The organism is Pedobacter nyackensis (genome assembly GCF_032678475.1).
Classification (GTDB): Bacteria; Bacteroidota; Bacteroidia; order Sphingobacteriales; family Sphingobacteriaceae; genus Pedobacter; species Pedobacter nyackensis_A.
The window spans coordinates 211,946-236,413 of the sequence record NZ_JAVTSF010000009.1 but is presented as its reverse complement, the minus strand read 5'-3'; the positions used below and the strand labels follow the sequence as shown (position 1 = coordinate 236,413).

The 24,468-nt window shown below is 41.7% G+C and carries 26 protein-coding genes and 1 pseudogene; 19 read left to right on the top strand and 8 right to left on the bottom strand.

Annotation, left to right across the window (positions count from 1 at the left end):
* Positions 1–42: 42 nt before the first annotated feature.
* From R2Q84_RS23760 to R2Q84_RS23720, 8 genes and pseudogenes are all read left to right on the top strand, one after another.
* Positions 43–363, top strand: a complete 321-nt coding sequence (locus R2Q84_RS23760) for a DUF4134 family protein (RefSeq protein WP_316819101.1) — start codon at positions 43–45, stop codon at positions 361–363.
* Positions 364–448: 85 nt separating this feature from the next.
* Positions 449–727, top strand: a complete 279-nt coding sequence (locus R2Q84_RS23755) for a DUF4134 domain-containing protein (protein WP_316819100.1) — start codon at positions 449–451, stop codon at positions 725–727.
* A 1-nt stretch (position 728) separates the two neighbouring features.
* The gene (locus tag R2Q84_RS23750) at positions 729–1,028 is read left to right on the top strand and encodes a plasmid transfer protein (protein WP_316819099.1); all 300 of its coding nucleotides are present in this window, start codon (positions 729–731) and stop codon (positions 1,026–1,028) included.
* Positions 1,012–3,482, top strand: a pseudogene (locus R2Q84_RS25270) (TraG family conjugative transposon ATPase). Before R2Q84_RS23750 ends, R2Q84_RS25270 begins: the two are co-directional and overlap by 17 nt.
* A gap of 10 nt (positions 3,483–3,492) precedes the next feature.
* Entirely contained in the window at positions 3,493–4,161 is a 669-nt protein-coding gene (locus R2Q84_RS23735) for a hypothetical protein (protein ID WP_316819096.1), read from the top strand.
* A gap of 166 nt (positions 4,162–4,327) precedes the next feature.
* On the top strand, positions 4,328–5,023 hold the full coding sequence (locus tag R2Q84_RS23730; RefSeq protein ID WP_316819095.1) for a hypothetical protein: 696 nt from the start codon (positions 4,328–4,330) through the stop codon (positions 5,021–5,023).
* A gap of 226 nt (positions 5,024–5,249) precedes the next feature.
* The gene (locus R2Q84_RS23725; RefSeq protein WP_316819094.1) at positions 5,250–5,948 is read left to right on the top strand and encodes a hypothetical protein; all 699 of its coding nucleotides are present in this window, start codon (positions 5,250–5,252) and stop codon (positions 5,946–5,948) included.
* 34 nt (positions 5,949–5,982) lie between these two features.
* A complete protein-coding gene (locus R2Q84_RS23720; protein WP_316819093.1) occupies positions 5,983–6,648 on the top strand; it encodes a hypothetical protein in 666 nt (221 codons plus the stop codon).
* Positions 6,649–6,652: 4 nt separating this feature from the next.
* Here the strand turns inward: R2Q84_RS23720 and R2Q84_RS23715 are convergent, their stop codons facing one another.
* Positions 6,653–7,579, bottom strand: a complete 927-nt coding sequence (locus tag R2Q84_RS23715) for a hypothetical protein (RefSeq protein ID WP_316819092.1) — start codon at positions 7,577–7,579, stop codon at positions 6,653–6,655.
* A 101-nt stretch (positions 7,580–7,680) separates the two neighbouring features.
* Here R2Q84_RS23715 and R2Q84_RS23710 point away from each other — a divergent pair, with 101 nt between their 5' ends.
* From R2Q84_RS23710 to R2Q84_RS23680, 7 genes are all read left to right on the top strand, one after another.
* On the top strand, positions 7,681–8,457 hold the full coding sequence (locus tag R2Q84_RS23710; protein ID WP_316819091.1) for a hypothetical protein: 777 nt from the start codon (positions 7,681–7,683) through the stop codon (positions 8,455–8,457).
* 15 nt (positions 8,458–8,472) lie between these two features.
* The gene (locus R2Q84_RS23705; RefSeq protein ID WP_316819090.1) at positions 8,473–9,624 is read left to right on the top strand and encodes a plasmid transfer protein; all 1,152 of its coding nucleotides are present in this window, start codon (positions 8,473–8,475) and stop codon (positions 9,622–9,624) included.
* Between the two features lie 51 nt (positions 9,625–9,675).
* On the top strand, positions 9,676–10,290 hold the full coding sequence (gene traK / locus R2Q84_RS23700) for a conjugative transposon protein TraK (RefSeq protein WP_316819089.1): 615 nt from the start codon (positions 9,676–9,678) through the stop codon (positions 10,288–10,290).
* A 205-nt stretch (positions 10,291–10,495) separates the two neighbouring features.
* On the top strand, positions 10,496–10,687 hold the full coding sequence (locus tag R2Q84_RS23695; protein WP_316819088.1) for a hypothetical protein: 192 nt from the start codon (positions 10,496–10,498) through the stop codon (positions 10,685–10,687).
* 18 nt (positions 10,688–10,705) lie between these two features.
* Positions 10,706–11,929 carry a conjugative transposon protein TraM gene (locus R2Q84_RS23690; protein WP_316819087.1) on the top strand — a complete coding sequence of 408 codons (1,224 nt, stop codon included), beginning with the start codon at positions 10,706–10,708 and terminating at the stop codon, positions 11,927–11,929.
* Between the two features lie 76 nt (positions 11,930–12,005).
* On the top strand, positions 12,006–12,836 hold the full coding sequence (locus R2Q84_RS23685; protein ID WP_316819086.1) for a DUF4138 domain-containing protein: 831 nt from the start codon (positions 12,006–12,008) through the stop codon (positions 12,834–12,836).
* A gap of 104 nt (positions 12,837–12,940) precedes the next feature.
* Positions 12,941–15,259 (top strand): restriction endonuclease, encoded by a 2,319-nt coding sequence (locus R2Q84_RS23680; protein WP_316819085.1) that lies wholly within the window; start codon positions 12,941–12,943, stop codon positions 15,257–15,259.
* Positions 15,260–15,575: 316 nt separating this feature from the next.
* Here R2Q84_RS23680 and R2Q84_RS23675 read toward each other — a convergent pair whose 3' ends face one another.
* Positions 15,576–15,734 (bottom strand): hypothetical protein, encoded by a 159-nt coding sequence (locus R2Q84_RS23675; protein ID WP_316819084.1) that lies wholly within the window; start codon positions 15,732–15,734, stop codon positions 15,576–15,578.
* Positions 15,735–15,882: 148 nt separating this feature from the next.
* Between R2Q84_RS23675 and R2Q84_RS23670 the strand changes: the two genes are divergently transcribed.
* Genes R2Q84_RS23670 through R2Q84_RS23655 form a run of 4 tightly spaced genes read left to right on the top strand, consistent with a single transcriptional unit; the run spans position 15,883 to position 19,830 of the window.
* Positions 15,883–17,838, top strand: a complete 1,956-nt coding sequence (locus tag R2Q84_RS23670; protein WP_316819083.1) for a type IV secretory system conjugative DNA transfer family protein — start codon at positions 15,883–15,885, stop codon at positions 17,836–17,838.
* A gap of 21 nt (positions 17,839–17,859) precedes the next feature.
* Positions 17,860–18,576: an ArdC-like ssDNA-binding domain-containing protein gene (locus R2Q84_RS23665; protein ID WP_316819082.1), complete on the top strand. Its 717-nt coding sequence runs from the start codon at positions 17,860–17,862 to the stop codon at positions 18,574–18,576.
* A gap of 26 nt (positions 18,577–18,602) precedes the next feature.
* The gene (locus tag R2Q84_RS23660) at positions 18,603–19,418 is read left to right on the top strand and encodes a DUF4099 domain-containing protein (protein WP_316819081.1); all 816 of its coding nucleotides are present in this window, start codon (positions 18,603–18,605) and stop codon (positions 19,416–19,418) included.
* A complete protein-coding gene (locus R2Q84_RS23655; protein WP_316819125.1) occupies positions 19,375–19,830 on the top strand; it encodes a hypothetical protein in 456 nt (151 codons plus the stop codon). The genes R2Q84_RS23660 and R2Q84_RS23655 overlap by 44 nt, the downstream gene beginning before the upstream one ends.
* A gap of 38 nt (positions 19,831–19,868) precedes the next feature.
* Here R2Q84_RS23655 and R2Q84_RS23650 read toward each other — a convergent pair whose 3' ends face one another.
* The 6 genes from R2Q84_RS23650 to R2Q84_RS23625 form a co-directional block, all read right to left on the bottom strand.
* Positions 19,869–20,048: a hypothetical protein gene (locus R2Q84_RS23650; protein ID WP_316819080.1), complete on the bottom strand. Its 180-nt coding sequence runs from the start codon at positions 20,046–20,048 to the stop codon at positions 19,869–19,871.
* A gap of 94 nt (positions 20,049–20,142) precedes the next feature.
* Entirely contained in the window at positions 20,143–20,784 is a 642-nt protein-coding gene (locus R2Q84_RS23645; RefSeq protein ID WP_316819079.1) for a hypothetical protein, read from the bottom strand.
* Between the two features lie 81 nt (positions 20,785–20,865).
* Positions 20,866–21,063, bottom strand: a complete 198-nt coding sequence (locus tag R2Q84_RS23640; RefSeq protein ID WP_316819078.1) for a hypothetical protein — start codon at positions 21,061–21,063, stop codon at positions 20,866–20,868.
* A gap of 179 nt (positions 21,064–21,242) precedes the next feature.
* Entirely contained in the window at positions 21,243–21,704 is a 462-nt protein-coding gene (locus tag R2Q84_RS23635; RefSeq protein WP_316819077.1) for a protein-disulfide reductase DsbD domain-containing protein, read from the bottom strand.
* 10 nt (positions 21,705–21,714) lie between these two features.
* On the bottom strand, positions 21,715–23,256 hold the full coding sequence (locus R2Q84_RS23630; protein ID WP_316819076.1) for a M28 family peptidase: 1,542 nt from the start codon (positions 23,254–23,256) through the stop codon (positions 21,715–21,717).
* Between the two features lie 19 nt (positions 23,257–23,275).
* Positions 23,276–24,466 carry a TlpA disulfide reductase family protein gene (locus R2Q84_RS23625; RefSeq protein ID WP_316819075.1) on the bottom strand — a complete coding sequence of 397 codons (1,191 nt, stop codon included), beginning with the start codon at positions 24,464–24,466 and terminating at the stop codon, positions 23,276–23,278.
* Positions 24,467–24,468: the final 2 nt, after the last annotated feature.

Below are 24,468 nucleotides of genomic sequence, written 5' to 3'. Positions count from 1 at the left end.
CGCCAATTAGAACAGTGACAAATTAACAAAAATCTTTATGATATGAAAGTAAATACGAAGCTGCTTGCACTTTGTGCCTTATCAGCGGTAATGTGGCTTGGCTTAAACATAAACGCTGTTTGTGCACAACCCGGAATTGCAGAAATGAACCAGGCTACCGGTCAGCTGCGCCAGAGTTTCTTTTCAGCAAGTTCAGCTACTTTGGTGCTTGCCGCTATTTTCGGCATCGCTGGTGCAGTCGCTGTTTATCACAACTGGCAGATGGGCAAAGAGCGCATTACCGCCGAAGTTGCAGCCTGGTTTTTCGCCGCATTTTTTATGATCCTGCTGGGCCCATTTCTGCAATCCTTATTTGGAATCTGATTGCTATTTCCATGTACGGCCCTACCTGGGCCGCAAAAATCCAATACCATGTTTTATTTTGAGAACAAAAAAACACTTGCTCGCAATGGCAGTTTTAACAGTCATTGCCCAGACTACTGCTTTTGCCCAGAGTGGGGTCAATGGCCTGAACACGGCTACCACTACCCTTAAGACTTATGTCGGTCCTGTGACCAATACTACCCTGGTGATCGGGGGGATTGTAGGGCTTGTCGGCGGGCTCCGGGTGTATTCCAAATGGAATTCCGGGGATCAGGACATCAATAAGGAATTGATGGGCTGGGGTGGTTCCTGCCTTTTCCTTGTACTTTCTTCATTGATTGTAAAAGCTTTTTTCGGGCTGTAAAATGGAAAGAACTTACAATGTATACAAGGGGCTGCAAAAGCCTCTTGTGTACAAAGGTTTTGCCGGAAAATTTATTTACTGGGGCATCGCTTCGCTGCTCAGTGGTCTGGTATTAGGTGCACTGGTGATGGCCCTTTTCAGTATGCTTTTAGGACTCATTGTGCTGGCATCCTGCGTGGGAGGTGGTTTGTATTACACGGCATCCCGGCAGAAAAAAGGATTGCATCAAAAGACCCGTTCCAGTGGTCACTACCTGTTTCCATCAAAAATTAATCACCGTATTTATGCAAAAAAAGAATGAATTCCAATTGCCTTATATCGGCCTGGACACACATGATGATTACGACCTGCTGTATGGTCTGAATGGCGAGTTTTCCGTGGTCATCAGTCTGGTAAACCCGATTACCCAGTATGGTGGTGCTACTGAAGATTATCAAGAATTTCAGAGCTTGTTCAACAACATCATCAAAATTCTGGGTAGCGGTTACCTGCTGCAAAAGCAGGATATTTTATCCCGGTCCCAATATCCGGATCTTCCGGCTAAAGAATATCTGCAGGGAAAATACAATGCGCATTTCGCCGGAAGGGATCGGGTGCAGATCAGCACCTTTCTAACCATAACCCGTCAGGTTCGAAAAGGATCGTTTTATCAGTATGACCCCGGGATTCTCCGGGATTACCGCCAGGCGGTTGATAAAGTCATCGCGGTACTGGATGCCGGGGGGACCAAACCCAGGGTGTTGAGGGAAAAAGAAATCAGCCAGCTGATCAAAAAAATCCTTAGCATGAACTTTAGTTTGGATGTTCTGAGCCTGGGTAATTTTGCGCCTTCAGCTACTCATATTGGTCTTGGAGACCGGTCGCTGCGCAGCATCAGTCTGGTGGATATTGATTGCATTGATCTTCCCGCCAGCTTTTCAGGTTATACCGGACTGAGTGATAATGATGCCGTTCGAGGTTTTCCTGTAGATCTGCTATCCTTCCTGCTCAGGGTCCCTGGGTTTGATTGTATTTTGTACAACCAGGTGATCGAAGTACCTGACCAGGCTGCAACTTTAAGAAAGCTGACCCTGAAGCGCAAAAGACATTCAGGGATTCCGGATCCTGCCAATGCGCTTTGCGTGGAAGACATTGACTTGCTGTTGAAAGATGTGGCACGGGACAGCCAGCTATTGGTGAATGCACATTACAACATCATTGTTTGCGCTGAAAATGAAAAGCTGCAGCCAGCCTGTAATTTTATAGAAAGTGCACTCTTTCAACTGGGTATCATTCCCGGAAAAAACACTTATAACCAATTGGAGCTTTTCCGAACGGCGATTCCGGGTAATGGTGTTGAGCTGAAAGGTTACGATTGGTTTCTGACGACCTGTGACGCGGCGCTTTGTTTCCTGTATAAGGAATCTCTGCCGGTGGATGATCCTTCAGATTTTCTGATTCGCTTTACTGACCGTCAGGGCATTCCGGTGGGGATAGACCTGTCAGATCTGATGATGAACACCGGCCGCATTGTGAACCGCAATAGGTTCATCTGCGGCCCCTCAGGTTCCGGGAAGTCGTATTTCGTCAATAATCTGGTTGAACAGTATATGCTGGTCAATATGGATGTGGTCATTGTTGATGTCGGCCACTCCTACTCCGGGCTCTGCAAGTATTTTGGGGTAAGTACATCACCTATACTGAAGCGAAGCCCATCACCATGAATCCCTTTGCAATTTCCCAGCAGGAATACAACATTGAGAAAAAGGAATTTCTGATCACCTTGACCTGTCTGTTGTGGCGTGGTGCGGATGGAACGGTAAATAACGTGGAAAGGGATGTGATTGCGATGCTGATCTCCGCTTACTATACCAGCTACTTTTCTGATGAGGTTAACGATGGTTATGTGATTGAAGGCCTGAACTTCAACTCATTCTATGAATTTGCTTTAGTCAAAATCCCTGTGATCAAGGCGGAAGAACAAATTCATTTCGATCTAGATGAGTTTAGGTTTGTGCTGAAAAAGTTCTACAAAAACGGGGAACACCAAACGCTGCTTAACGAGGCTGCTGAGCAGTCTCTGCTGACGGAAAGGTTAATTGTCTATGAAATTGACTCGATCCAGGACAATAAAATTTTGTTCCCAATTGTTACCGTGATCATTATTGATCTATTCATACAGAAGATGCGGCACCGGAAAACCCAGCGTAAAGCGCTTATTCTGGAAGAAGCCTGGAAGGCGATAACATCCCCTATTATGGCTGGTTTCCTGTTGTACCTCAACAAAACGGTCCGTAAGTTCTGGGGTGAGATCATTGAAGTAACCCAGTCGCTTTCTGACATCATCGGGAACCCTATTTTAAAGGACTGCATCATTTCGGAGTCTGACACGGTCATACTTTTGGATCAGCGAAAGTTTAAAGACAAATATGATGAGATCGCTGCTTTGCTGTCGATCAGCGATACCGAACGTAAAAAGATATTCACCATCAATCAGCTGGATAACAAAGCAGGTCGGAGCCGCTTCAATGAGGTCTACATCCGCCGCGGAAAAACAGGTGAAGTATACGGTGTTGAGGTAAGTCAATCGCAATACCTGACCTACACAACGGAAAAACCTGAGAAAATGGCTGTTGAAATCTACACGGATTACTTTGGATCCTACCCTGCCGGATTGGATGCTTTTATCTCAGATCTGAAGGCAAGTGGGCTGAGCCTCGGAAAATTTGTCGCTGAAATTAACCGGACAGGCAGCTGCTTCCAGCCTGACTACTAACAGAAAAACTATGATGAAAAGATTGCTATTATCTGCCATTCTGTTCGCTTTGACATGGCCGGCTTTTGCACAGACTTTATATATCGATCCTATTACATCTGGGGCAATGTATACACATAGCTCCACCATTGACGGACAATTGAATCGTACCAATAACAACCTTACGCTGATTCAACGGGGTCAAATGGCTGTAAGCGGACAACTAGTGATCGTCAATGATCTTCAGAACCGGATTTACCGTGGTCTGAGTGAGGTTTCGGCGGTGTTACACAACCTGAGCACAATTAAAGAAATAACCGATATCGGAATCGATATTGTCGGGGATGTCCAGCAAACGGTCAACATCGCGCGTGCAAACCCAGCTTTATTACTATTCGCAGAGGAAGGTGCCCGTGAGTTTAAGCTTCGGGCGACAAACCTCGCCCTGGAAGTGGGCAGTTTCGCTTTGCGTGGAGGCGCAGGAAATCTGATGGATAGTGGCGAGCGCAGTAAGCTGATCAATCACATTGCTGCCGAATTGCGCATCCTGCGTGGTGTGGCTTACGGAATGCACCGGGCGATGTACTGGGCAAAAATGCAGGGTATCTGGAGGGCACTTAATCCCTGGCAAGACTGGATCAATATGGATGTGCAGATTGCCAATGATGTGATCAGGGAAGCTAAATACTTAAAAAAGTAGTCAACATAGAAGTAAGGCAGTTAAAACATTCTTAATTTGACTTACCAGGTAACTATTTTTAAAAAGACTGTTATTTAATTTGGGTATTTGTAACAGGGTACGGTTCAAAGTTTTATTTTTAGACTCTGAATATAATTCCAGACCGCCTAATTATTCCAAAACAATCATGAGAAACTGGTTAAAACAAAAAGAAGTCTACTTCACTACTGTATGTTCAGTCATTTTATCACTGACAGCCATTTATGTGTCCATTATTTCTTATGTAGTAGCTGACAGGCAAATGGAAATGGACTATTTTGAAAAATTGCCGGACTTTCAAGTTACCCGGAATCAAATTTTTGATGAGAAAATGAAGCGGTTTGAAACCGTGGAATTGGTTGTAAACAAGCTAAGTGGTAAAGCCAAGAATATAAATATTGAAACCGTTACCATCCTGGATGTTGAGTATTCAGACATAAATCCCGGAACCAAAAAATCAAGATTTTTAGTTGAAGACTACTTTAATACTAACTTTCTTACCGGGAAAACTGAAGGTGTGATTCAGACTATTACTGGTCACAGAAATCAGTTTAAAGCCTATGAGCTGGAAAAAAAAATTGAAAGTAGAATTGAAATACGAAATCAATATGTTTCAACACGGTGGCAAACCTATATGCAAATAACATACTTAAATTTTGAGAACAAGGATCAGGTTGAATATTTTGATGCTTCTTCTGTAAGTGGAAAGTTGATCAGGAATGATAGTCTTGCAAGGTATTTTGATTTTAAACATTCTCCCATCAAAGCTGATCAAACAATCCATTTAAATGATCTTGAGGAGGAGGAAAAATTTTCAAAGTTGATTTCCAAAATACAACTGTAAGCTTATTTTCATTCAAGCTTTACTACTTCGTGTTTACGAAACAAATTAACCTACTACCCCTCAACTATTTAACGTATATATAACTAAGTTAACCGAGCTCTTTTCTAGCAATTAACTGGTTCTGGTTTGCGGAACTTGTATGGCCGTACCCCGACGATATGCTTCTGGAGTTAGTTCCTTTTGCTCGTACAGAGATTGTCGCTAAACCTTATTTATTCTGATATTTATGAAAACACTTCGCAGTTTAAGAAACATGCTCAGTTTCCTGAGTTTCGTACTGATTTATTTGTGCTGCTCCCCTGTTAGCAGTACAGCTCAGAAAAAGGCACTGAATATACCCGGGATTTACCAGCTGGTTTCCGATTCAAAATCCGAATTTGATAGACAGAATGTTGCCAGGAACCAGCAAATCGTGACTACCGCCAATGAACAGGCTAACAAGACCATGCTCGCCAGACTCAAACTGAAGTACCGGGAGCTTCAGCAGCGCTACCATGCGCTGGGAACGGCAATCGATGCGGCCAATATCGGCATTCATGCCGCTCCAATGGTCAACCACATCATCCGCAATCAAATGGAGATCTACCGGATTGCTCAACAGGAACCTTTATTTATCGGAATGGCCTATCAGACTGAAACCGAGTTTGTCACCAGGTCCCGTTCGCTGCTAAATTACCTGATTGGTCTTTGCGCAAGTATTGGTGCTGTAAATCAGATGAAAGCTTCCGACCGTAAAATACTCTTTGATCACGTGCTGATGGAGTTGAATACAATTCAGGAGTTGTCTTCCAGGCTTTCCAATGCCATGCAGATCAGTCATTCCGCTGGTTTATTGCGCAGTCTCAATCCTTTTCAAAACTATGTGGATCAGGATAGGGAGATTATTGATGACATCATCCGTAATGCAGGTTACCTGAAACGCTGATTGTCTTCTCGAATTACATTTAACAGAATATGCTATGAACAGAACATTGATTACCCTTTTGATGGGCGCCGGACTGATGACTCAGGCTGATGCACAGCGCATAGTTTATGATAAAAAACATTTCCTGTCTGTCAATGAAAATGCGGTTGCTCGTCAGGCTGCTGAACTCAGCCATAACCAGTATCTGGAGAAAATTAATCAGAATCTGGATAACATCAATCTGAATGTAGGTTCAGTAGTTGCGGCACAGACCATGATCTACAACGGACTAGCTAATGTAAATTCCGCTTTGAAAAATGGTTTGGCAATTCGCCAGCTGGGAACCATTGTGGCTGACCTGGTCAGTTACAGCAACCAGATGGTAAATATGGGGCGATCAGATCCTTACCTTTTGTTATTCGCTGAGGACTTTGGCAATCAGATGAAAGCCCGCTCTGTGCGGCTGGTTACAGAAGTTTCCGGGATAATTTTGAAAGAAGGTAACAATGTCCTTGCTGATTATAATAGCCGTGACCAGCTTCTAAGAAAGATCACCCAAGAACTGCAGTTGCTGGTTTCCCTGGCTTATGGTGCCTGGAAAGCGATGTACTGGGCTGAAGAAAGAGGCATTGTTGCTTCATTAAATCCGTTCGCTGCATTTATCGATCAGGACCGGCAGCATGTGGAAGAAGTCATTAGAAATGCTAAGTATTTAAAATAATGTTTCAAACATTCGATGTTTGAAAGTTTTCGGTTCCTTTTGCCAAAGGGTTTCCGCCAATAACGTATTCTTCATCGAATGTTCCGGTTTCCATTTTCAGAATTGCCTTGTTTCGCATCGCTTTGTCCAAAAGTACGTTCGCTGTGCTTTCAATAACTTCAGGGGTAAGTAATTCATTATCAAAAAACTTGTAAAATATCGACATAGGCATCGCAATTATTCCCCGTTGTCTCACGCGAGGCCTATAAATTAGGACGTTCTCCAAATAATTTGTCAAATCGCTTTTCGAGAAAGTCGCTTCGCCGTGTTCTCCAATAAATCCATTATATAAATTATTTTGAAAGGAAGCGAGCTTAATAGATGATAAAACCTTTTTGTTTCTAGCCTGAAAGCTATATGCGAATAACCATATAATTCCTGTGCAAAAAAGTGTCATGGACCATATCAGGAGAAAATTACCTGAAGTCGGATCAAGCCAGTTTTTAAAAATAGGATGCTCAATTACTTGCTTTGGAAATGCTAGAATTAGTGTGAATACTAAAGACAAAAAAGCTAAAGACATTCTTGGGAATACGAATCCAACACTTTGGTGCTCTATTACATCTCTGATATTTTCCTTTAAAACTGAATCAAGTGATTGAAGTGGCGAAACTGAATTGTTAGGCATTAATTGTGTAAACGCTTTGACAAGTTCAGTCACGGTTGAAACCGGTATTAGCTGTTGGTTTCCTTTGTTTGCTTCTAAATATTCAATCGCTTCCTGCAATTCATGAAACTTCTCTTTATGCTCGTCGTCAACAAAATTACCATTTGTTTTATCTGGGTGGCAAAGTGATAGTTCCTTTTTTAGCTTGTCTCTAACGGTATCGGAAAACTCATTAGCTAAATTGTATTTCGATGTTAATATAGAAAATTGTGTGGCGTTAATCATGTTTTTGATATTCCCTTATATAAAAATCGAATATAAATATTCAAACCGAATTTTGTACAACAATTATTTTCAAACTAACCTTATTTTCAAAATTACCTTTTATGAAAAAATACATCTTTCTTATTCTTCTACAGGGTATTACAATTGCCTGCCTTGCTCAACTGGCAATCGAAGACCGAGCCATACGCTACCAGCAGGAACGCATGGTATTTAAACAATGGGACCGCAAGAAGTTTGAGCCGACTTCTGGTTGGCTGGGAATTAATCCCTATTACTGGCTGACCTGGGGTCTGCATCCAAGTTATCCAAAGACTGACCGCCGGCCACTGCGAGGTGCAGGGCCACAGACTCAAAGACTGGGACTGGTGGCGGGTATGAATTCGACCAGTAATGCTTACAAACTGGAGGCTGATACGCTTCGAAATACAGCCTTACTGGAAATCGCGAATAACAGTGCAACAATTTCCGCGGCAGATCCCCTTTGGATCATGTATTATAGCCGGGAGCTGAAAGCTGCCCTTGACTTTTCAGATGCGAGTATTCTTTCTCCTCTCCCAGCTGCTGTTCGCAGCAAGGTGCTTGCGGATGGTTCGTTTTCCTGGTTCAAAAATGAACTGGAGATCTTGAAAGAACGCATCAACGGGGCACGCAGTGCTGATATGGATCGGGGTTCCAGGATTCTGGTCTATCACCGTTTGCTGATGGAGTACCGGAATCTTCAGGGTAACTGGACTGCGAGAACCGCAACAGCTTCAGCAAATCAACTGAAGATCAGTGCGCAGGAAAAAGTGCAAACTTCTGAATTAAATATAGGTTCCTGGTCTTCCGATACAGATGTAGAAATCGCAAAAGAGGTCCTTAAAAACCGGAAGTATTAACTAAAACTCATTCTTATGTACAAACTCGTACTGACAGCAATTCTGCTGTTCACAGGAGGCACTTTGTCTTTCGCTCAGGCGCCGCCTGCTTACAAAAAAGCCCTGGAATTCCTTCAGGGAAACGGTGTATACGAAGATGGAATGATGACCTTTCTCAAGGGGCTGAAAGATTCCATCTGGTCGCACTTCGATCTTTTCATTACCGATGCAAAAGCCCTTGCCGCGATTTTTATGATCATCTTTTTTGCCATCAAGTCTTATGAGATGATGGCGGGAGATAAAAAACTGGAAGTGATGCCACTGCTCAGGCCTTTTGGCCTGGCGATGATCATTCTCTGGTGGGGAGCTTTTGTAAAGATGGTGGCCTTTCCTACTGATCTGGTCGCTATAAAGACCGAGGAGATGTTCAAAAGTGAGCAAACCAATGTCAATAACCTGCGCTACAGCCGGGCGGAATATATGGCTAAAGTGGCGAGCATACTTTATCTGTTTCAGGCGGAAACGGAAGTTGCGGAAAAGGAAAGCGACACCTGGTACGGTCAGGCCTGGGATTCGGTGACCAGTCATGTGAAAGAAGGAATTTCGAAAGTCGTGGTTCCGCTAATCGAACTGAAAAACAGGATGGCCATCGGTTTTCAGCTTTTGCTGACCCAGCTGCTGGAACTCATCGCGATCTGGATTCTCCGGATTTCCGTATATGTCATCTTCATCATTCAGATCATCTACTCCAGCATCCTGATTATTCTTGGACCCTTTGCAGTGGCGGCAAGTATACTACCTGCATTCCGGGACAGTTTCAGCACCTGGGTTGCCCGTTTCATTTCTGTCAATCTCTATACCGGCATTGCTTACCTGATTATGTACATCATGGCACTAACACAGAAATACGCGATGACTTCCGAGATCGCTAAATATAAAGTATTGCTCGGCCCGGAGGGTACAGAAGGTGGGCTTGCTAAGATGGCGATCTTTGCCGGTAACGGCATTTTGTCCTTCGGAACGGTGATTATTGCTTTCCTGATCGGGGCGATCTGTATGTTCACTGTTCCGAGTATTTCTACCTGGATCATTTCTACTTCAGGCACCAGTTCCGCCGCATCCGGCTTTGGAAGAGGCTCAGTGACCGTGATGAGAACAGCGAAAAAAATCACTGGAAAACTTTTCTAGTTGTCCTGATTTCAATTAAACGCTCCAGTTTCTTGAATTCCTATAATTTCTATGCTCATCAAAAGTATTGAAAGTAAGATCCGTTTGGCGACTGTTGTTGCTCTAAGTAGTATATGTTGTTCGGTTCTGATTTCCGGCTTTGCGCTGTTCTCTGCCTATCAGCAGGTACGTGTCGCACGCCAAAGCGTGTATATACTGGATAACAATGTTCCCATCCTTGCCCGGCAGACGGATATGCAAATGAACCGACCTGCGGAATACCGGGCACATATTGATTTATTCCACTCCTTTTTCTTTTCCCTGACACCTGACGATAAATACATCCAGTATCAGATGAAAAAGGCGATGTACCTGATCGACGAATCTGGGATCAATCAACTCAACAACCTGAAAGAAAAAGGTTATTTCAACTCGATTTTATCCAGCAGTTCGGTATTGACATTGGAAACCGACAGCATTTTGCTCGATGTTCCTCGGAAGTATTTCCGGTACTATGGTAAGTTAAAGATTGACCGGCGCAGTGCTACCCTCACCCGATCGCTGATTACCGAGGGTTCCTTAAAAGACATTCCTCGCAGCGATAACAATCCACATGGCCTGCTGATCACGGGCTGGAAAACATTAGAAAACAAAGACCTGGAAAATGTTCAGAAAAATACACTCTAACCGAAACCCGCAGGACACGCTTTTCACTGAACTGCGAAAAACCTTTGCTGTTTATTTCAACCGGGTTGACCTGTGGTTCCGCAATATTTGTTTGTCCTATCCCAGGCAGGTTTATTCCGCAATGGTCATTCTATTGGTTTTTTCCATAGTCCTATCCTTTACTGTTTTTACGGGCAAGCCAGTTGCCGCGCGAAAACCTCCTCCCTTGAAATCAATTTCAGCGGAGTTGCCGGGTGGACCCGGACAGATCACGCAAAAGGCTTTGGCCTTGCAGGAAAGTATGCAGCTTCAGCAACAGATTGAATCCCTGATTGCTCAGGATAGTTTAAGCGCTCAAGACAGCATTGCACTGGAAAAAATGGTCGGTCGCCTACAGAAGCTAACTATTCAAAAATAATATTCGAATTACAGACATATGAAAATCAATTTCAATCAACCCAAGTACATTCTTCCGCTGATCATTCTGCCCTTTCTTTGCTTCTTCTTCTGGGTTTACAACAGCATGAGCGGGGATCGTGAGCAAGAAGTGAAAGACCAGGCAGGTATGCAAAATCAAGTCGGAAATGCTTCCGCTGAAGTGCAGAAAAGTGCTTTTGACGATAAGCTTGATGCTTTTACCGAGCAGTTTAAACAGGCTGATGGCAATAGTGCGGTCAATGCCATTAACGGAGATACTTATAACCTGGATTCAATTGACCAGCTGATGAAACAGCGTTTCAATACCGGGCCACCTGGTAGTCCAGCTGGTTTACCTTATGCTGCTGGAATGACTGTTCAGCAACAGGGTTTGAACAGGCTTTCTACTCAGGATCAGGCGCTGGCCGATGCACTTGCTCAGCTTCGGAATGGTTCCGGATTCAATCAGGCAAATGCTTTTTCGCCCTACACTTCCGGATATCCGCAGCAAACTTATCCGCAAGAATTGCCTGCGGTTAAAGAAAAAGATCCGATGGAGCTTTTCAAAGCGCAAATGAAATACATGGATAGTATCGGCAAAGCGGCCGACCCGGAGTACCAGGCGGAGCTGAAACGCCAGAAAGCGGTTGAGAAGGCTGAACAATTGAAGAGTAATACGCCTCTGCTCAATGTGACCAAGGTGTCAGAAAATTCATCGGTTTTTAATACCGTTAAACCGGGTAAGCCGGATAATTTTATCACAGCTGTAATTGATGAGAATGTGACGGGTTATGCGGGATCCCGGATCCGTTTAAGGTTGCTGGAGGATATTCGTGCCGGGAAAACACTGGTCAAAAAAGGAACTTATTTATATGCCCTGATCAATGGATTCGGGGATCAGCGGGTGACCCTTTCAGTGCGCTCTATTCTGCAGGATGGAAAGATCCTGCCGGTAAAACTGGATCTGTATGATACGGACGGCTTGCCGGGACTGTATGTTCCTGAATCTGCGTTCCGGGAGTTCACAAAAGATCTGGGCGGCAATTCCATGCAGGGCGTTAACCTGCAAGGTAACAGTACCGATGCCAACCAGTTCCTGATGAGCAGCATTGATAAAATGTTTCAGTCTACTTCAGCGGCTATTGCTTCGCTGATCCGTAAGAACAAAGCTAAAATCAAATACAATTCCTATATCTACCTGATTGACCCTGAAGCGCTGCAAAATGCCCAACAGGGTTATTAGTTCAGATTCTTCGTTTCAATGATTCCATTATTCATGGAGTCAATTATTCAACAATTCATCCATTCAATATTTCATTATGAAAACCAGATTTCTATTTCTGGCTGTTCTCTTTTTGACAGCCTTTTCTTTTACTGCTGTGCAGGCTCAAACCCTTCCTGTCATTGACCTTCCGGAAAATGTATCACTGCATTTCATTTCTCCCGAACCGATCCGGTATGTAGACATTTCTACTGAATCCATTTCGGGCGATTTACCCATTGAAAAAGTACTGAGGATCAAACGTATTGCGGATTCCCTATTGTCTCCAGCTGCTGCCGATTTGCAGGCCGAAACCATTGTGACGATAGCGGCTGAAAGTTTCATTGCGCAGTATAAGATCCGATACATTCCCCAGCAAGCCGGAATAGAATTTCAAACTCGGATTGATATTCTTCCTGAACACATGAAGCCTTTGGAAAGTGGTATAACGCTTTCCAGAGTTCAACTGGAGAAACTAGCATCGGGTTTATTGTTCAAAAAATTGGAAAGAGATATTGCCCGAACCAAGGCATTTGGTATTGAAGGAAATGTCAATCATCTGGCGACCTTCAGCGATTACATTTTTATTGATGTTGGCTATCAGAACAAAACAAACCTGAAATTTGATACTGACGAGGTGCGCTTTAAGATTGAGGATGAAAAGGTTACTAAAGCATCTACCGTTCAGGCGATAGAAATAAAACCAGAGTATACCTTATTTAAAAATCCTGCATTTCGAAAGAATTTCCGGAATGTATATGTCTTTAAAAAGTTCAGCTTTCCAGGACAAAAAATATTGAAAATTGAGCTCAACGAAAAGCAGATCAGTGGACGGGTGATTCTGATGAAACTGAAGTATAAAGATCTGCTAGAGGCGGATGTGCTATAATTACAACTCTTGGTTTTACAGATTTTCAACTGTTAAAAAATGCCGAGCAATATATCTTTCATTTTGGCGATTTATTTGTATTTTCCACGATACTATTTTTTAATATGCCAAACTATAATTACCACGTTTTATCTCCAACTGAATTCGAAAATCTAGTGAGAGATCTCATTCAAAGACAAGAAAAAATTACCTTGGAGAGTTTCAAAGAAGGTAAAGACTCAGGGATAGATTTACGGTATGCTAAAGCAAAAAGAAAAAGTATCATTGTACAGGCTAAAAGATATAAAGACGACTATGACGTACTCTACAAAAAGCTAGAAAAAGAGGAACTTCCTAAGGTAAAGAAACTCAAACCTGGGCGATATATTTTAGTAACTTCTGTAGGATTAACACCTAATAATAAGACAGCTATTCTTAATTTATTTGGTGGTTTTATTAAAAGTACAGCCAACGTTATAGGTAAAGATGACATTGATAACCTGCTAGGTTTGTACCCAGATTTAGAAAAAGCACATATTAAACTATGGCTAACTAGTACAAATATCATGCAGGAAGTATTGAACAGTAAGGAATACAACCAATCACGCTTTGAACTAGAAACCATTAACGATGAAATCCGCTTTTATGTCCAGAACGATAGTTTTGAACGAGCCCAAAATATAATATCAAAGGAAAAATTTGTCGTAATATCAGGCATTCCAGGTATTGGAAAAACAACATTAGCTAGAATGCTTGCATTCAGATATCTAGCGGACGGATATGAAGAATTTATTTATATTTCCGGTAATATCGATGATGCATTAACATTATATTCACCTGAGAAAAAGCAGGTTTTCTTTTACGATGACTTTCTCGGTGAAAACTTTTTGTCAGATAAACTATCGAAGAATGAAGATAAACGAATTCTAGCTTTTATAAATAAAATAAAGAGGGAATCTAACAAGATTCTTATCATGACAACTAGGGAATACATTCTCAGGCAGGCTGAAACAACCTACCCCCTTATGGAAGAATTAAAATCTGCCAAGGCTACTTTGGAACTTTCAGATTACACACCACTAATTAAGGCTCAGATTTTATTCAATCACCTGTTCTTCAATAACATTAACCCAGATTACCTAGAAAACATTATCGACGATAGTAATTACTTTAAAATTATCGGACATAAAAATTATAGTCCCCGCATTATTGCTGCAATCGCCAAGGATAAAATTTGGGACAAAGTAGGGCCTTCTGATTTTACAACGGAAATACTTAGCTTTTTAGATAATCCATTTAAAATCTGGGAGAATGTTTTTAATACAAAGATAAGCCAGCTTTCTCAGACTATTCTGCTTGTACTTTCTATTTCAGGTGTTCCGATGTTAATTGACGATCTTAAGTATAGTGTTGAAGCTAATAGGTCATTTTCTGGTCCAGAATTCAAGCTGGCAATAAAGGAACTAGAAAACACTTTTATTCTTACAAATGCTGATAAAAACGGTGTCATCGCCGTTGAGTTTCAAAACAATTCTATCCTAGATTATTTATTAAACTATTTAAAAACGAACAGATCGGAATTGCTCAAACTTTTGAACAACATAAGGTTTATTAGTCAAGGTTTTACTATGTTTTCATTTCCGAAAAGGGAGGCGGAATCCGGTGTAAGATTGATTCAGGAATTTACGCCTATTGATCATGATGATGCAACAATAACGTCGTTTAAAAATGTACTTTCCGAAAAGCTTGAAGAGCTATTCTCATCATGTAAAATATTTAAGAGCAGTTTGTTGGATGATAATTTCAAATGGAATAAAATTGATGACAATCGATTTGAGTGGTTAGCAAGAACTTTTGAGCTATTTGACTTGGAAAAAGACGAAAAGTATCGTTCCAAATTAATCAGCATTATTTCTGCTATTGATCCTTATGAGTTAAAAATTGATCGAGAATTTACTCCTATTTTACACTTACGTTATCAGCTCGGTGATTATTTAGAAACCGACGTTCCAAAGTTTATTAAAGCCGCTGGAAACAACATTGAAGATTTTGACGCTCTAGGACGCTTTTGTCAGATTGGCGACCCTTACAGATCAGAGTTTATTGATTACGTCAAAAGTCCAGAAGGCAAAGAATTAAAAGAGAAAGCATTGGAATGGTGCCAAATTGAATTCGCTAAGGGTTTGTCACCAACTTTTAATCCTCCTCCAACAGACTATTTTACTCGAATTTTTTATAAGGCTGAAATGGAAAGAATTTGTGAAGAAATCAATTACATCAGCGATCGCCTCGGACTTGGAGTAAATTTGGATAGTGAATATCATAAAGAATACGTCCGCTACAAATTGAAACAAAATGCTAAAGTTGAAGACTCTACTGCGGATAACGAGGCTCAGGAGGTTGCTGCCGTCATAAAAGATTTGTTCAAGTCACTAAAACACTAACTAAAATGTACCTAAAGATTTTGCTCGCAATGTAGTTTCCTGATAGTTTTATCTAACTCAGATATATATTTAACCAGACATTTGTGAGTATAGCAAGACTTTAATTGATGTAGTCAGTGTACAAAAAAAGTAAAATATTTCCAATCAATTGGAGGATGATTTTTTTTGGACTATATAAAATTTATGGAAAAACAAATTTCCAAGAAATGATAGAAGCACTAAAATATTAACATTCCCGTAGTTCAATTTCCTCCATATTGAACAGTTTGTCTAAATACCACAAAAGGCGTCCAAATGGAACGCCTTTTGTATTTTTTTAGAAAAAGCCGCTTAAACTATTTTGTTCCTCGTCATATTCCAGCTCATCAATGTGATAAATCTGTTCACGGTCATCATGCTGAATGCAGACCATACCAATTACGTCATTATCCATTGGGATTTGATAGCCTTTTTCACGTGTGGCTTTCACGATCATAAAATCTAACATTTGATTTGTCTCGTATCGATCTTTTGTTTTCTACGATTTGTAGCGACTGCTACATTACAAATATAAGAAAGATTAAAACACAAAGCAAATCGCTGAATTTCCAGACTTTACCGCCTAAAAATGCACATCAAAATCTATGGAAGAAACCAGAGAAATTCAGAAGCTTCACGGCTTCTTACAATGTACCATTTACCTGATGGTCATCTTCGAGATCATCATTTTCGTTTTTGCAGAAGCCCCATTTTTGGGGCTTTTTTCGTTTATAGTGGAAAAGCTCCGGCTGATCCCAATTTATCATAACCTGCTTTACAGCAAATTTGCCACACTAACATTGATCTGCCTGGTCAGCATTGGCACGCTTTCTAAAAAGAAAGTTGACCTGGATCCCAAAAAGCATATCCTTCTTCCGCTCAGTTTAGGACTGCTACTTTTCTTTGGCAGTCTATGGTGCTGGAACCGGCCCTCCTCTCTGGTGTTCAATTCGACCAGTTGGTATAACCTCTATTATATATTGTGTTCCTTGCTGGGTGCGCTGGCGATTAGCCTTTCCATGGACAACATTTCCAAGATGATCCGTTCAGGGCTGGGAAAAGACAAGTGGAATGTAGAGCAGGAAAGTTTCATGCAGCCGGTTAAAAAGGTGGTCACGGACAGTTCGGTGAATATCCCCATGCAGTTCTATTACAAAGGAAAAGTCCACGATGGCTGGCTAAATCTCTGCAACATCTATCGATCGTGCTTGATAGTGGGCACGCCTGGCTCCGGGAAATCCTTCAGCCTGGTCAACCCTATCATCAGGCAGCTGATGGCAAAGGAATATTGCCTCTGTGTTTTTGACTTTAAATATCCGGACCTGGGTAAGATCCTCTATTACCATTTCCTGCTGGCCAAACAGCAGGGCAAATGCAGGAATTATACTTTCCATGTAATCAATCCTACGGAGCCAGAGAAAAGCAGGCGGATCAACCTGTTTCGAAAGTCCTGGTTACAAACTTTGGGTGATGCTTCTGAAACGGCGGAAGCTCTAGTTGAGGCGATGAAAAAAGGTGATAAATCCGGTGGCAGTGATCAGTTTTTTACCCAATCGGCGATTAACTTTTTAGCTTCCTGTATCTTCTTTTTCAGCAAGTATAAGGATGGAAAATATTCCAGCTTTCCGCATGTATTATCTTTTCTGAACCGCAGCTATGAAGAGATCTTTAAGGTATTGTTTACCGAGCCAGAACTGGCTTCCCTGCTCTCCCCTTTCCGCAGTGCTTTTCAGGCCAAAGCCTTTGAACAACTGGAGGGACAGATCGGAACGCTAAAGATCTTCATCAGCCGTCTGGCAACAAAGGAGACTTTCTGGGTATTTTCAGGTGATGATTTTAACCTGAAGATCTCTGATCCGAACGAACCAGGTGTGCTGGTTTTGGCCAGCAATCCCAATACGCAGAACATCACTTCTGCTTGTTTTACGGGTATTGTCAACCGCATGTGCAGGTTACTGAACAGTCGGGGTAATCGTCCCTGCGGTCTGATTGTAGATGAGGCGCCTACGCTGTATTGTCATAAAATCGAAAACGTAATTTCTACCGCCAGGTCCATGCGTTTTGCAGTGGTTTTGGCGCTACAGGAATTACCCATGCTTCAGCAGCAATATGGCAAAGATACAGCCGCTGTGATTACTTCTGTTGTCGGTAATGTGCTTTCAGGTTCTGTCCGCAATAAAGATACCCTGGACTGGCTGGAACGTTTGCTGGGCAAGTCCAAGCAGATCAGTGAAAACCTGTCGATTGACCGCAACAAAACCTCTACTTCTTTAAACGAGCGCATGGAAGCGCTGGTCCCGGCAGGTAAGATCGCATCACTGAATACGGGTGAAATTGTGGGGCTGATTGCGGCAGAGCCTCAGGAACATTATGACGGCAAATATGAAACTTCAGCTGTTCACTGCCGGGTGAACCTCGATAAACAGGAACTCAAAATTGAAGAGGAGAATTATCCGGAGATGCCTGTTTTCTATGACTTCGGCAGCAGAAAAGAAGAAATCCTGATGGGCAATTTCCTCAGGATCAACCAGGAAATTGAAGACCTGGTGAACGCATTTTAATCATCTTAAATACTTTAACTCATGACAAAAGAAAAACCATTCCACGAGATGGTGGCTGATAAACTATTGGCCCAGCTCGAAGCTGGTACTGCGATGTTCCAGAAATTAAATCCTGATCAACCGATCATCGCTTTTATTAAGCCTTTTAATCCGCATACCAATAGGGAATACAATGGCAACAATGCGCTTTGGTTAGCGATGCAGCAGTACAATGATCCGCGCTGGCTGACGATGAGGCAAGCGAACATCATCGAAGCAAAAGTGCCTAAGGGTTCAAAGGCTACCTTGATCAGTTTTATGAAAGAAGTTGATGGAGTCAGTACGCCTCAGAAGGCCTGGGTATTCAATGCCCAGCAGCTGAGCAATATGCCTTCGCTGGCGGAATCGCTAGAAAGATTGCAGGAGCATAAGGCTGCTTTGGCCCAGCAGAAAGAAGCTGATATCGAAGCGGCTCCCCAGGTGCTGGTCGCCGGTGAGGAAGTAGGCTACAACAATACTACCTACAAAATTGTCGATGTGCTCAAGCGTGGCCAGGTGAAGATTGAAGATCTGGCTACTGGTGAAAAAACTAAGATTTCTGTAGAGGATGGCTTGTATAAGTCGCTGCTCCAGGCTAAATATCAACCAAACCTTTCTCTGGGCCAGCAAAACGCACAAGGTCAGGAAGATCATGTCGCCGTTGGTCCGGATCAGGACAATACACAGGATCAGTCGCAGCGGACTGGCCTGAGGCGATGAGCAATTATTGAATCTATAAATTCTAAATGATGATGAACAAACCTATTTTTAAATCAGATGAGTTGCCAATGTCAGAGTTTAAAACACTTGGCTTGGTGAAAAGCGGGGTCCTATTAATCGGTAGTGAGGATCTGCAGGCGTTATTAAACGGACGCAGAACGGACATCAAAGAGTTTCATGACCTGCAGCTCGGCAAATCAACTGTTCCAAGGATCGATGCGAAGCTTTCTTTATTTCGCAATGAAGAAGGTAAAGTAGAATTGCGGATGCATCCGATATACCATCAGCCGGATTACCCCATGGAGCTGACCGATGTGGAGGCAGAGCAGCTGATCAATGGAGAAACTACTTCGATCTACAGGGAGATTAAAAAACCGGGTGAACCTGATAAAGTGTATTTGTTTGAGTTTGACTCGGAAACCAATGAGTTCATCCGGACTGAGCCGGATAAACTGGTGATACCTGAAAGCATAAACGATGAATCGCTTACAGCGGCGCAGAAGGAAAAGCTTCGAAAAGGTAAAGAAGTGGAACTCGCTGATGGTACGAGGATCCGGTTTACCGGAGTGGATTCCCTTCCCTTTCGTGCGAGTAAATATGCGCTGGTGGCTTCATTACTGCTTGATGGTGGTGTTTCTTTTATTTTGTATAAAGGGATCCGGGCTTTGACCGGGACGAAACAGGCAGAAAAAGAAGCGGCATATGGTCAGGGTTACCGAAATGCGCTAGAAGATCTGAAAAAGGCGGAGCAGGAAGTAGAGAAAAAATCCGCTGGCGTTGTAAAGGAAAAAGAAACCATTGAGGAAACAAGAGGTTACACACGTTCAGGCCGCTCACGTTAGTGAAGCGGACTGGCGGGGCATCAGCCATGTGGTTTTCTGTATCGGTGCTGGAGACGTTCAGAGTTTTGTAACTCGTTACCGCAGCAGCTTTCCTGATTTGGGAAGGCTGCTGTTTTTCTACGTGGGGAACATTCCCAATAGAAGTGTTATTACGGGTTTAGCACTACAGATCAAATACCGGAAGGTCATCATGGCAATGCCTGATGATTTGCTGGGTCGAATCATGGGCATAAAAATCGCGATCTGGCTGAAACAGAAAGCTGTAAAGATTAGTTACCGCAAAGATGGTTTCGTTGATATTCACTATGATGGAAGGACATACTTCTTCCATGAGGACAAAATCTCCTTAAGTGCTTTTGAGAAAGCAGTGGGATTGCGCTTAAAAATCAGGTCCTACCAAATTCGCTGTTGAATTTTAATGTTCGTGTGTTCCTGATTGCGCGGGAACCGTTATGATCTGAGTTGCTGTTGTGATGCTTTTTTTGATCTGCGGTTTACTCCCCAGATGAACAGTATCCAGGCTACGCCCGCAAGTCCATACCCGATCCAGATGTTTCCGCTGTTTAATCCTGCCATCATCGCTCCGCTTGAAAATATCAGGGTGATTAAACACCATAATGTTGTTTTCATATCCTATAAAATTTAGTTTAGATGTGATCAGGCCTGCGGTATTCGGCTTCTTCGGTTCACATTAGACCCCGATGGTACTGTAAAAATACCGAAATTATTTATTTTCTGCAAGGTTGTGTTTGCGGTTGACCTGCTTTTCATCCTCAGGATAATGGAGTCTTCCGCTGTCCAGGAGTTTGTTTTTATATTCAATCAGCGTACTGACTCCGATGTTGAGGAAGGAGGCGATTTTTTCGTTGTTGAGGATCTTGTTGGCTACAAGCATTTTGGGGTATTGCTTGTAAAATGCTTCAACCAGATCGATTCCTTTTACGGAGAATAGTTTTTTAAGCTGGAGTTCTTTTCGGTTATGACTGGAGATGATCAGTGATGCCAGTTCCCTGGTTTCAGGAAACAGCTTATATACTTCTTGCATTTGCCTGTGGGTGATGTAAGCAACAAATGTTCCTGCAGTGGCTTCTATGACAAATTCTGAAGGTGTTTGTTGCATGAAGTCCGGACCTGCTTTGATTTCATCTGCTTCAATGATGCTCAGGATGCGGACATTCCCTTTCTTGTTCAAAGCGGATTGGGTGATGAATCCTTCTGAGATGAACATGGCTTTATCTACTTTATCATCGATGTAATAGAGAATGGTGTTTTCAGCATAATAGATACCTTGCCGTTTCATCACAGTTCTCAGGTACTCGAACAGTTTTGGGTTCTGCGGTTTGACGGATTGGAGTGCCTTGAACATGCGATCAAGTATAGGTTCTATATTGTGCATTCTAGCTGCTGGATGTTTTTCATGTTTGAATTTAGCTTTGTTGTTACCTGTCTATTGCCTTGGTTGCAGAAGTCCTACCCTAATCTCCACTTCCGTGGCAAAGGTCTCGAGCTCATCAGCCAACTGTCGTAAAAGGATTCCTTTTAGCTCCCACTGCTCTAGTTGCTTTTTGACGTTCCTTAAGTCTTGTTTTGCAAATTCATAGAGTGTTTTATAATCAGGCTGGTAGTCTTCAGGGATCTTATTCATAGCTGGTTGATTTTCTGTTTTAAATAAAGAGCGGGCGGGTGTTGAAATTAATAACGCTCAAATTGTTAAGTTAACCCCGCCACACTCTTATGCTTTGAAATCCATTTTTAAGAATTGAGAGGGATAACCACAACCCTCCCAAAAATTTCTTACGATATGGAGCGATTTAACATTTTTGGCTATTTCAAAGGAATATTGAATTCGATTTCTTCTGGTGGTAGACATTGCTGGGAGTCGCAGGCCATGAACTCCACCGTACCAGATAAACTTGTCTTCACATATGGCTTTTTCAGCTTCACGATCTGCACAAACTCTACTTTATTATCATAAGACCATACATCTACGCCGAACTCCTGTGAGGCTTCTTTATGCAGTTTGCCCAGCTCCTTTACTTTGCCGCCAAGTAATAGCAGAGGATTAGGCTTAAACTTAATTACCGTAGGCGATGGTCCGCCTTCGGGTGTCGCCTGACTATAAATGTGCCAGCCTTTATCTATCATAGCTGTCATTCTTACTTCGTACAAACCAACCTTACCTTTTATCGGCATAGATGTGAAAGTCCATTTCACTGGTCTTAAAATTTGGGCTTTCAACCCGCTCATCCCACAAAACAGCAGGAGGATCAATAACGTTCGTTTCATTCTCTAAGATTTATTCCCTATCAATTCTTAGTCTATTCGGTCTGTTCGCCAGTTCCAAAGCCGTGTGATAAACCAGCTTCACACGCTTTACCAGCGCATCAAAGTCAATCTTATCTATTTCGTCACTTGGCCGATGATAATCATTGTGAGTTCCGTTAAAATAAAAGATCACCGGAATCCCATGTTTGGCAAAATTATAGTGGTCAGAAGCGGTAAAGTAGAAACGTGGATTCCCTTCTACACCAACCTCCAGCTTCAAACCTACATTATCAGCGTTCACTTTCTTACTAATGCTATCCAATTCAGAACTGATCAACCCGGCACCGACTGTATACACATAGTTGTTATTGCCCTCACGTTTTTCTTCACCTCTGCCAATCATGTCCATATTTAGATTAACAATCGTATTTTCAAGAGGTACAACAGGATGTTCTGAGTAATAGCTCGAGCCCAGTAGTCCCATTTCCTCACCCACAAAAGTGACAAACAAAATGCTTCTTTTAGGTCCCTTACCTGCTTTTTTTGCCTTTGCAAATGCCTCGGCAAGCAACAAAACACCTGTAGTACCAGATCCGTCATCATCAGCGCCATTCATGATGTGGTCAACACCATCTTCACTCTTTGTCCCTCCAATATGATCGTAATGACTACTAATTACCAACACTTCTTTTTTCAACACAGGATCAGATCCTTCTAAATAACCGATCACATTTTCTGCTCTTAAGGGCTTTTCTTGAGTATAGCAATCTAGTTTTATAGGAATTTTAAATTCTTGTAGTACCGGGACCAACCCATATGGCACTTCTTCTACTATGGTATGAACAGAACGATTACCACTTGACAGTATAATATTTACAGCTGCTGTACCCATTTTGATAATTGGTAATTCGAGATTACCCGCATCACTGTATATCTTAGAGCTCTTTTCCAGAGATCTTGGCTTTCTGAGCCCACGACGATACTTCGCGGAAAAATCATTTATTTGATCGAGAGTTTTGTCTACCACGATCAGTCCACTCACATTTTTCCCTTTAAAATATGCTATTTTCTTTTTAAAATCTAAAAGATTACTATCCATAAGTGTCATGATAATTTTTCCCGAGAGATCTTTACTTTCATATGCCTCCGCTCCTTTAGTCTTAAAGCTATAGGCTGCAAGGAATATAGAAGGCTGTTCAAGATGAATTCCTTTTGGTAGGTAACAATTAGATTCTCCCATTGTAAAATCCTTTTCTGCAACCATACGATTCTTACCGATCTTTAAAGAAATGTAACGACGGTCATACACAAAGCCCAGGGATTGAAAATATTTACCATAAATAGGCCCTTTTAGTCCCTGATATTTAAACTGGTTTCTGATATAATTCGCAGCCAACCATGCGCCTTTAGTTCCGGTATATCGTCCTTCAAATCTATCCGAAGCTATAATAGACAAGTGCCTATAGGCATTTTGATTGTTAACAGTCTGTTCCAGATAACTAATTTTGTTATTTTGCGAAAATACAGGTAAAGACAACAGTGCAAACAATAATATGGTTGTTATATTCTTCATACTTCACTCAATAATTAATTTATTTACCTAGTAATTCTTCCAGCTTTCTATCTAATTCTTCCCCTCTTAAACTACCACCAAAATTTGAAACATTCGAGGTTGCACAGTCAAAGGCTATAAGTTTCCCCTCTTTATCGACTAAAATATATGCAGGTATAGCACCTAAACTAAATGCCTGTGTTACATTCTGACTAATTTCAAGTACATGATCCCATTGTGTTTTATCATCTTTAATTGCCTTTTTCCAGTCGGCTTCTCTTTTATCCGAGGAGATTCCGAGAATACTAAATCCTTTATTTCTATACTTTTGATATACGCTTTTAAGTTTAGGAATCTCTGCCCTACATGGTGAACACCATGATGCCCAACAATCAATTAAGGTATATTTATTATTCCTAATTAAACCATGGAGCTTCTCTATTTTTCCTTCAATACTTTTCACTTGGAAATTAGGGATCAATCCACCTCTTACGACGTGTCTGGCTTGAATTGCTATTCTTAGTATATCACCGTAGTAGCTTTGCTTTACTTCTAGAGTAAAGGAATTATAAATTTCCGCAATCAGTTCAGATGTCATCAATCCCAAGAAATTCCTCATAACATATGGCGCAAGAAGTGAAGTTTTGTGTTCCATTATCCATCTAGTTAATTTATTTACGAATTCCTGTTTTACCGAGTCCACTAAATTATTGGATTCTTCAATTGCCGTCTTAGTTTCTGATTCTTTTTGAACTTGGGATATATCAGGATTATTTCTGATATCGTTAATTTTGACATTTAATTTCTGTAAAGATTGGTTCATTTTTAGGTCAAAGTCTTTGGTTAGTGTTACTCTAACCTCCTCATATTCATTTTGTTCTACCGATCCTAACACTGATATGATTTTTTCTCCTATTGTACCTTTTACAGAAATTGGCTGGTTACTTAGAAATATTGCAGTAGTTCCAACTTTAGTTATAAGTGTATCAAATTTAATAAAATGGAAACGTCCATTTGAGGATAATTTTTGCCTGAATACCACACGATTACCCTCTGATAAAGCATAATCTACGGTATCTCGTTCTTGTGTGGTCAAATACACCTTACTTCTATCCGGTAAGCCTTCGAATGTACACGATAGAATGTAACTGTCGTTTTTTTGAGATGATCCCGAAAAGGGTAAAAATGTCACTAAAAGTATAACTAATAGCAAAAATCTAAGTAAATACATAT

Bases quoted from the DNA above. Each gene is read 5' to 3' on its own strand.
- R2Q84_RS23755 (WP_316819100.1), top strand. From the start codon at position 449: ATGGCAGTTTTAACAGTCATTGCCCAGACTACTGCTTTTGCCCAGAGT.
- R2Q84_RS23640 (WP_316819078.1), bottom strand. From the start codon at position 21,063: ATGAATAAGATCCCTGAAGACTACCAGCCTGATTATAAAACACTCTAT.
- R2Q84_RS23645 (WP_316819079.1), bottom strand. From the start codon at position 20,784: ATGTTCAAGGCACTCCAATCCGTCAAACCGCAGAACCCAAAACTGTTC.
- R2Q84_RS23710 (WP_316819091.1), top strand. From the start codon at position 7,681: ATGAAAAAATACATCTTTCTTATTCTTCTACAGGGTATTACAATTGCC.
- R2Q84_RS23715 (WP_316819092.1), bottom strand. From the start codon at position 7,579: ATGATTAACGCCACACAATTTTCTATATTAACATCGAAATACAATTTA.
- R2Q84_RS23625 (WP_316819075.1), bottom strand. From the start codon at position 24,466: ATGTATTTACTTAGATTTTTGCTATTAGTTATACTTTTAGTGACATTT.
- traK (WP_316819089.1), top strand. From the start codon at position 9,676: ATGCTCATCAAAAGTATTGAAAGTAAGATCCGTTTGGCGACTGTTGTT.
- R2Q84_RS23725 (WP_316819094.1), top strand. From the start codon at position 5,250: ATGAAAACACTTCGCAGTTTAAGAAACATGCTCAGTTTCCTGAGTTTC.
- R2Q84_RS23735 (WP_316819096.1), top strand. From the start codon at position 3,493: ATGATGAAAAGATTGCTATTATCTGCCATTCTGTTCGCTTTGACATGG.
- R2Q84_RS23635 (WP_316819077.1), bottom strand. From the start codon at position 21,704: ATGAAACGAACGTTATTGATCCTCCTGCTGTTTTGTGGGATGAGCGGG.
- R2Q84_RS23750 (WP_316819099.1), top strand. From the start codon at position 729: ATGGAAAGAACTTACAATGTATACAAGGGGCTGCAAAAGCCTCTTGTG.
- R2Q84_RS23650 (WP_316819080.1), bottom strand. From the start codon at position 20,048: ATGAAAACAACATTATGGTGTTTAATCACCCTGATATTTTCAAGCGGA.
- R2Q84_RS23730 (WP_316819095.1), top strand. From the start codon at position 4,328: ATGAGAAACTGGTTAAAACAAAAAGAAGTCTACTTCACTACTGTATGT.
- R2Q84_RS23675 (WP_316819084.1), bottom strand. From the start codon at position 15,734: ATGATCGTGAAAGCCACACGTGAAAAAGGCTATCAAATCCCAATGGAT.
- R2Q84_RS23690 (WP_316819087.1), top strand. From the start codon at position 10,706: ATGAAAATCAATTTCAATCAACCCAAGTACATTCTTCCGCTGATCATT.
- R2Q84_RS23630 (WP_316819076.1), bottom strand. From the start codon at position 23,256: ATGAAGAATATAACAACCATATTATTGTTTGCACTGTTGTCTTTACCT.
- R2Q84_RS23685 (WP_316819086.1), top strand. From the start codon at position 12,006: ATGAAAACCAGATTTCTATTTCTGGCTGTTCTCTTTTTGACAGCCTTT.
- R2Q84_RS23680 (WP_316819085.1), top strand. From the start codon at position 12,941: ATGCCAAACTATAATTACCACGTTTTATCTCCAACTGAATTCGAAAAT.
- R2Q84_RS23760 (WP_316819101.1), top strand. From the start codon at position 43: ATGAAAGTAAATACGAAGCTGCTTGCACTTTGTGCCTTATCAGCGGTA.
- R2Q84_RS23660 (WP_316819081.1), top strand. From the start codon at position 18,603: ATGATGATGAACAAACCTATTTTTAAATCAGATGAGTTGCCAATGTCA.
- R2Q84_RS23705 (WP_316819090.1), top strand. From the start codon at position 8,473: ATGTACAAACTCGTACTGACAGCAATTCTGCTGTTCACAGGAGGCACT.
- R2Q84_RS23720 (WP_316819093.1), top strand. From the start codon at position 5,983: ATGAACAGAACATTGATTACCCTTTTGATGGGCGCCGGACTGATGACT.
- R2Q84_RS23665 (WP_316819082.1), top strand. From the start codon at position 17,860: ATGACAAAAGAAAAACCATTCCACGAGATGGTGGCTGATAAACTATTG.
- R2Q84_RS23670 (WP_316819083.1), top strand. From the start codon at position 15,883: ATGGAAGAAACCAGAGAAATTCAGAAGCTTCACGGCTTCTTACAATGT.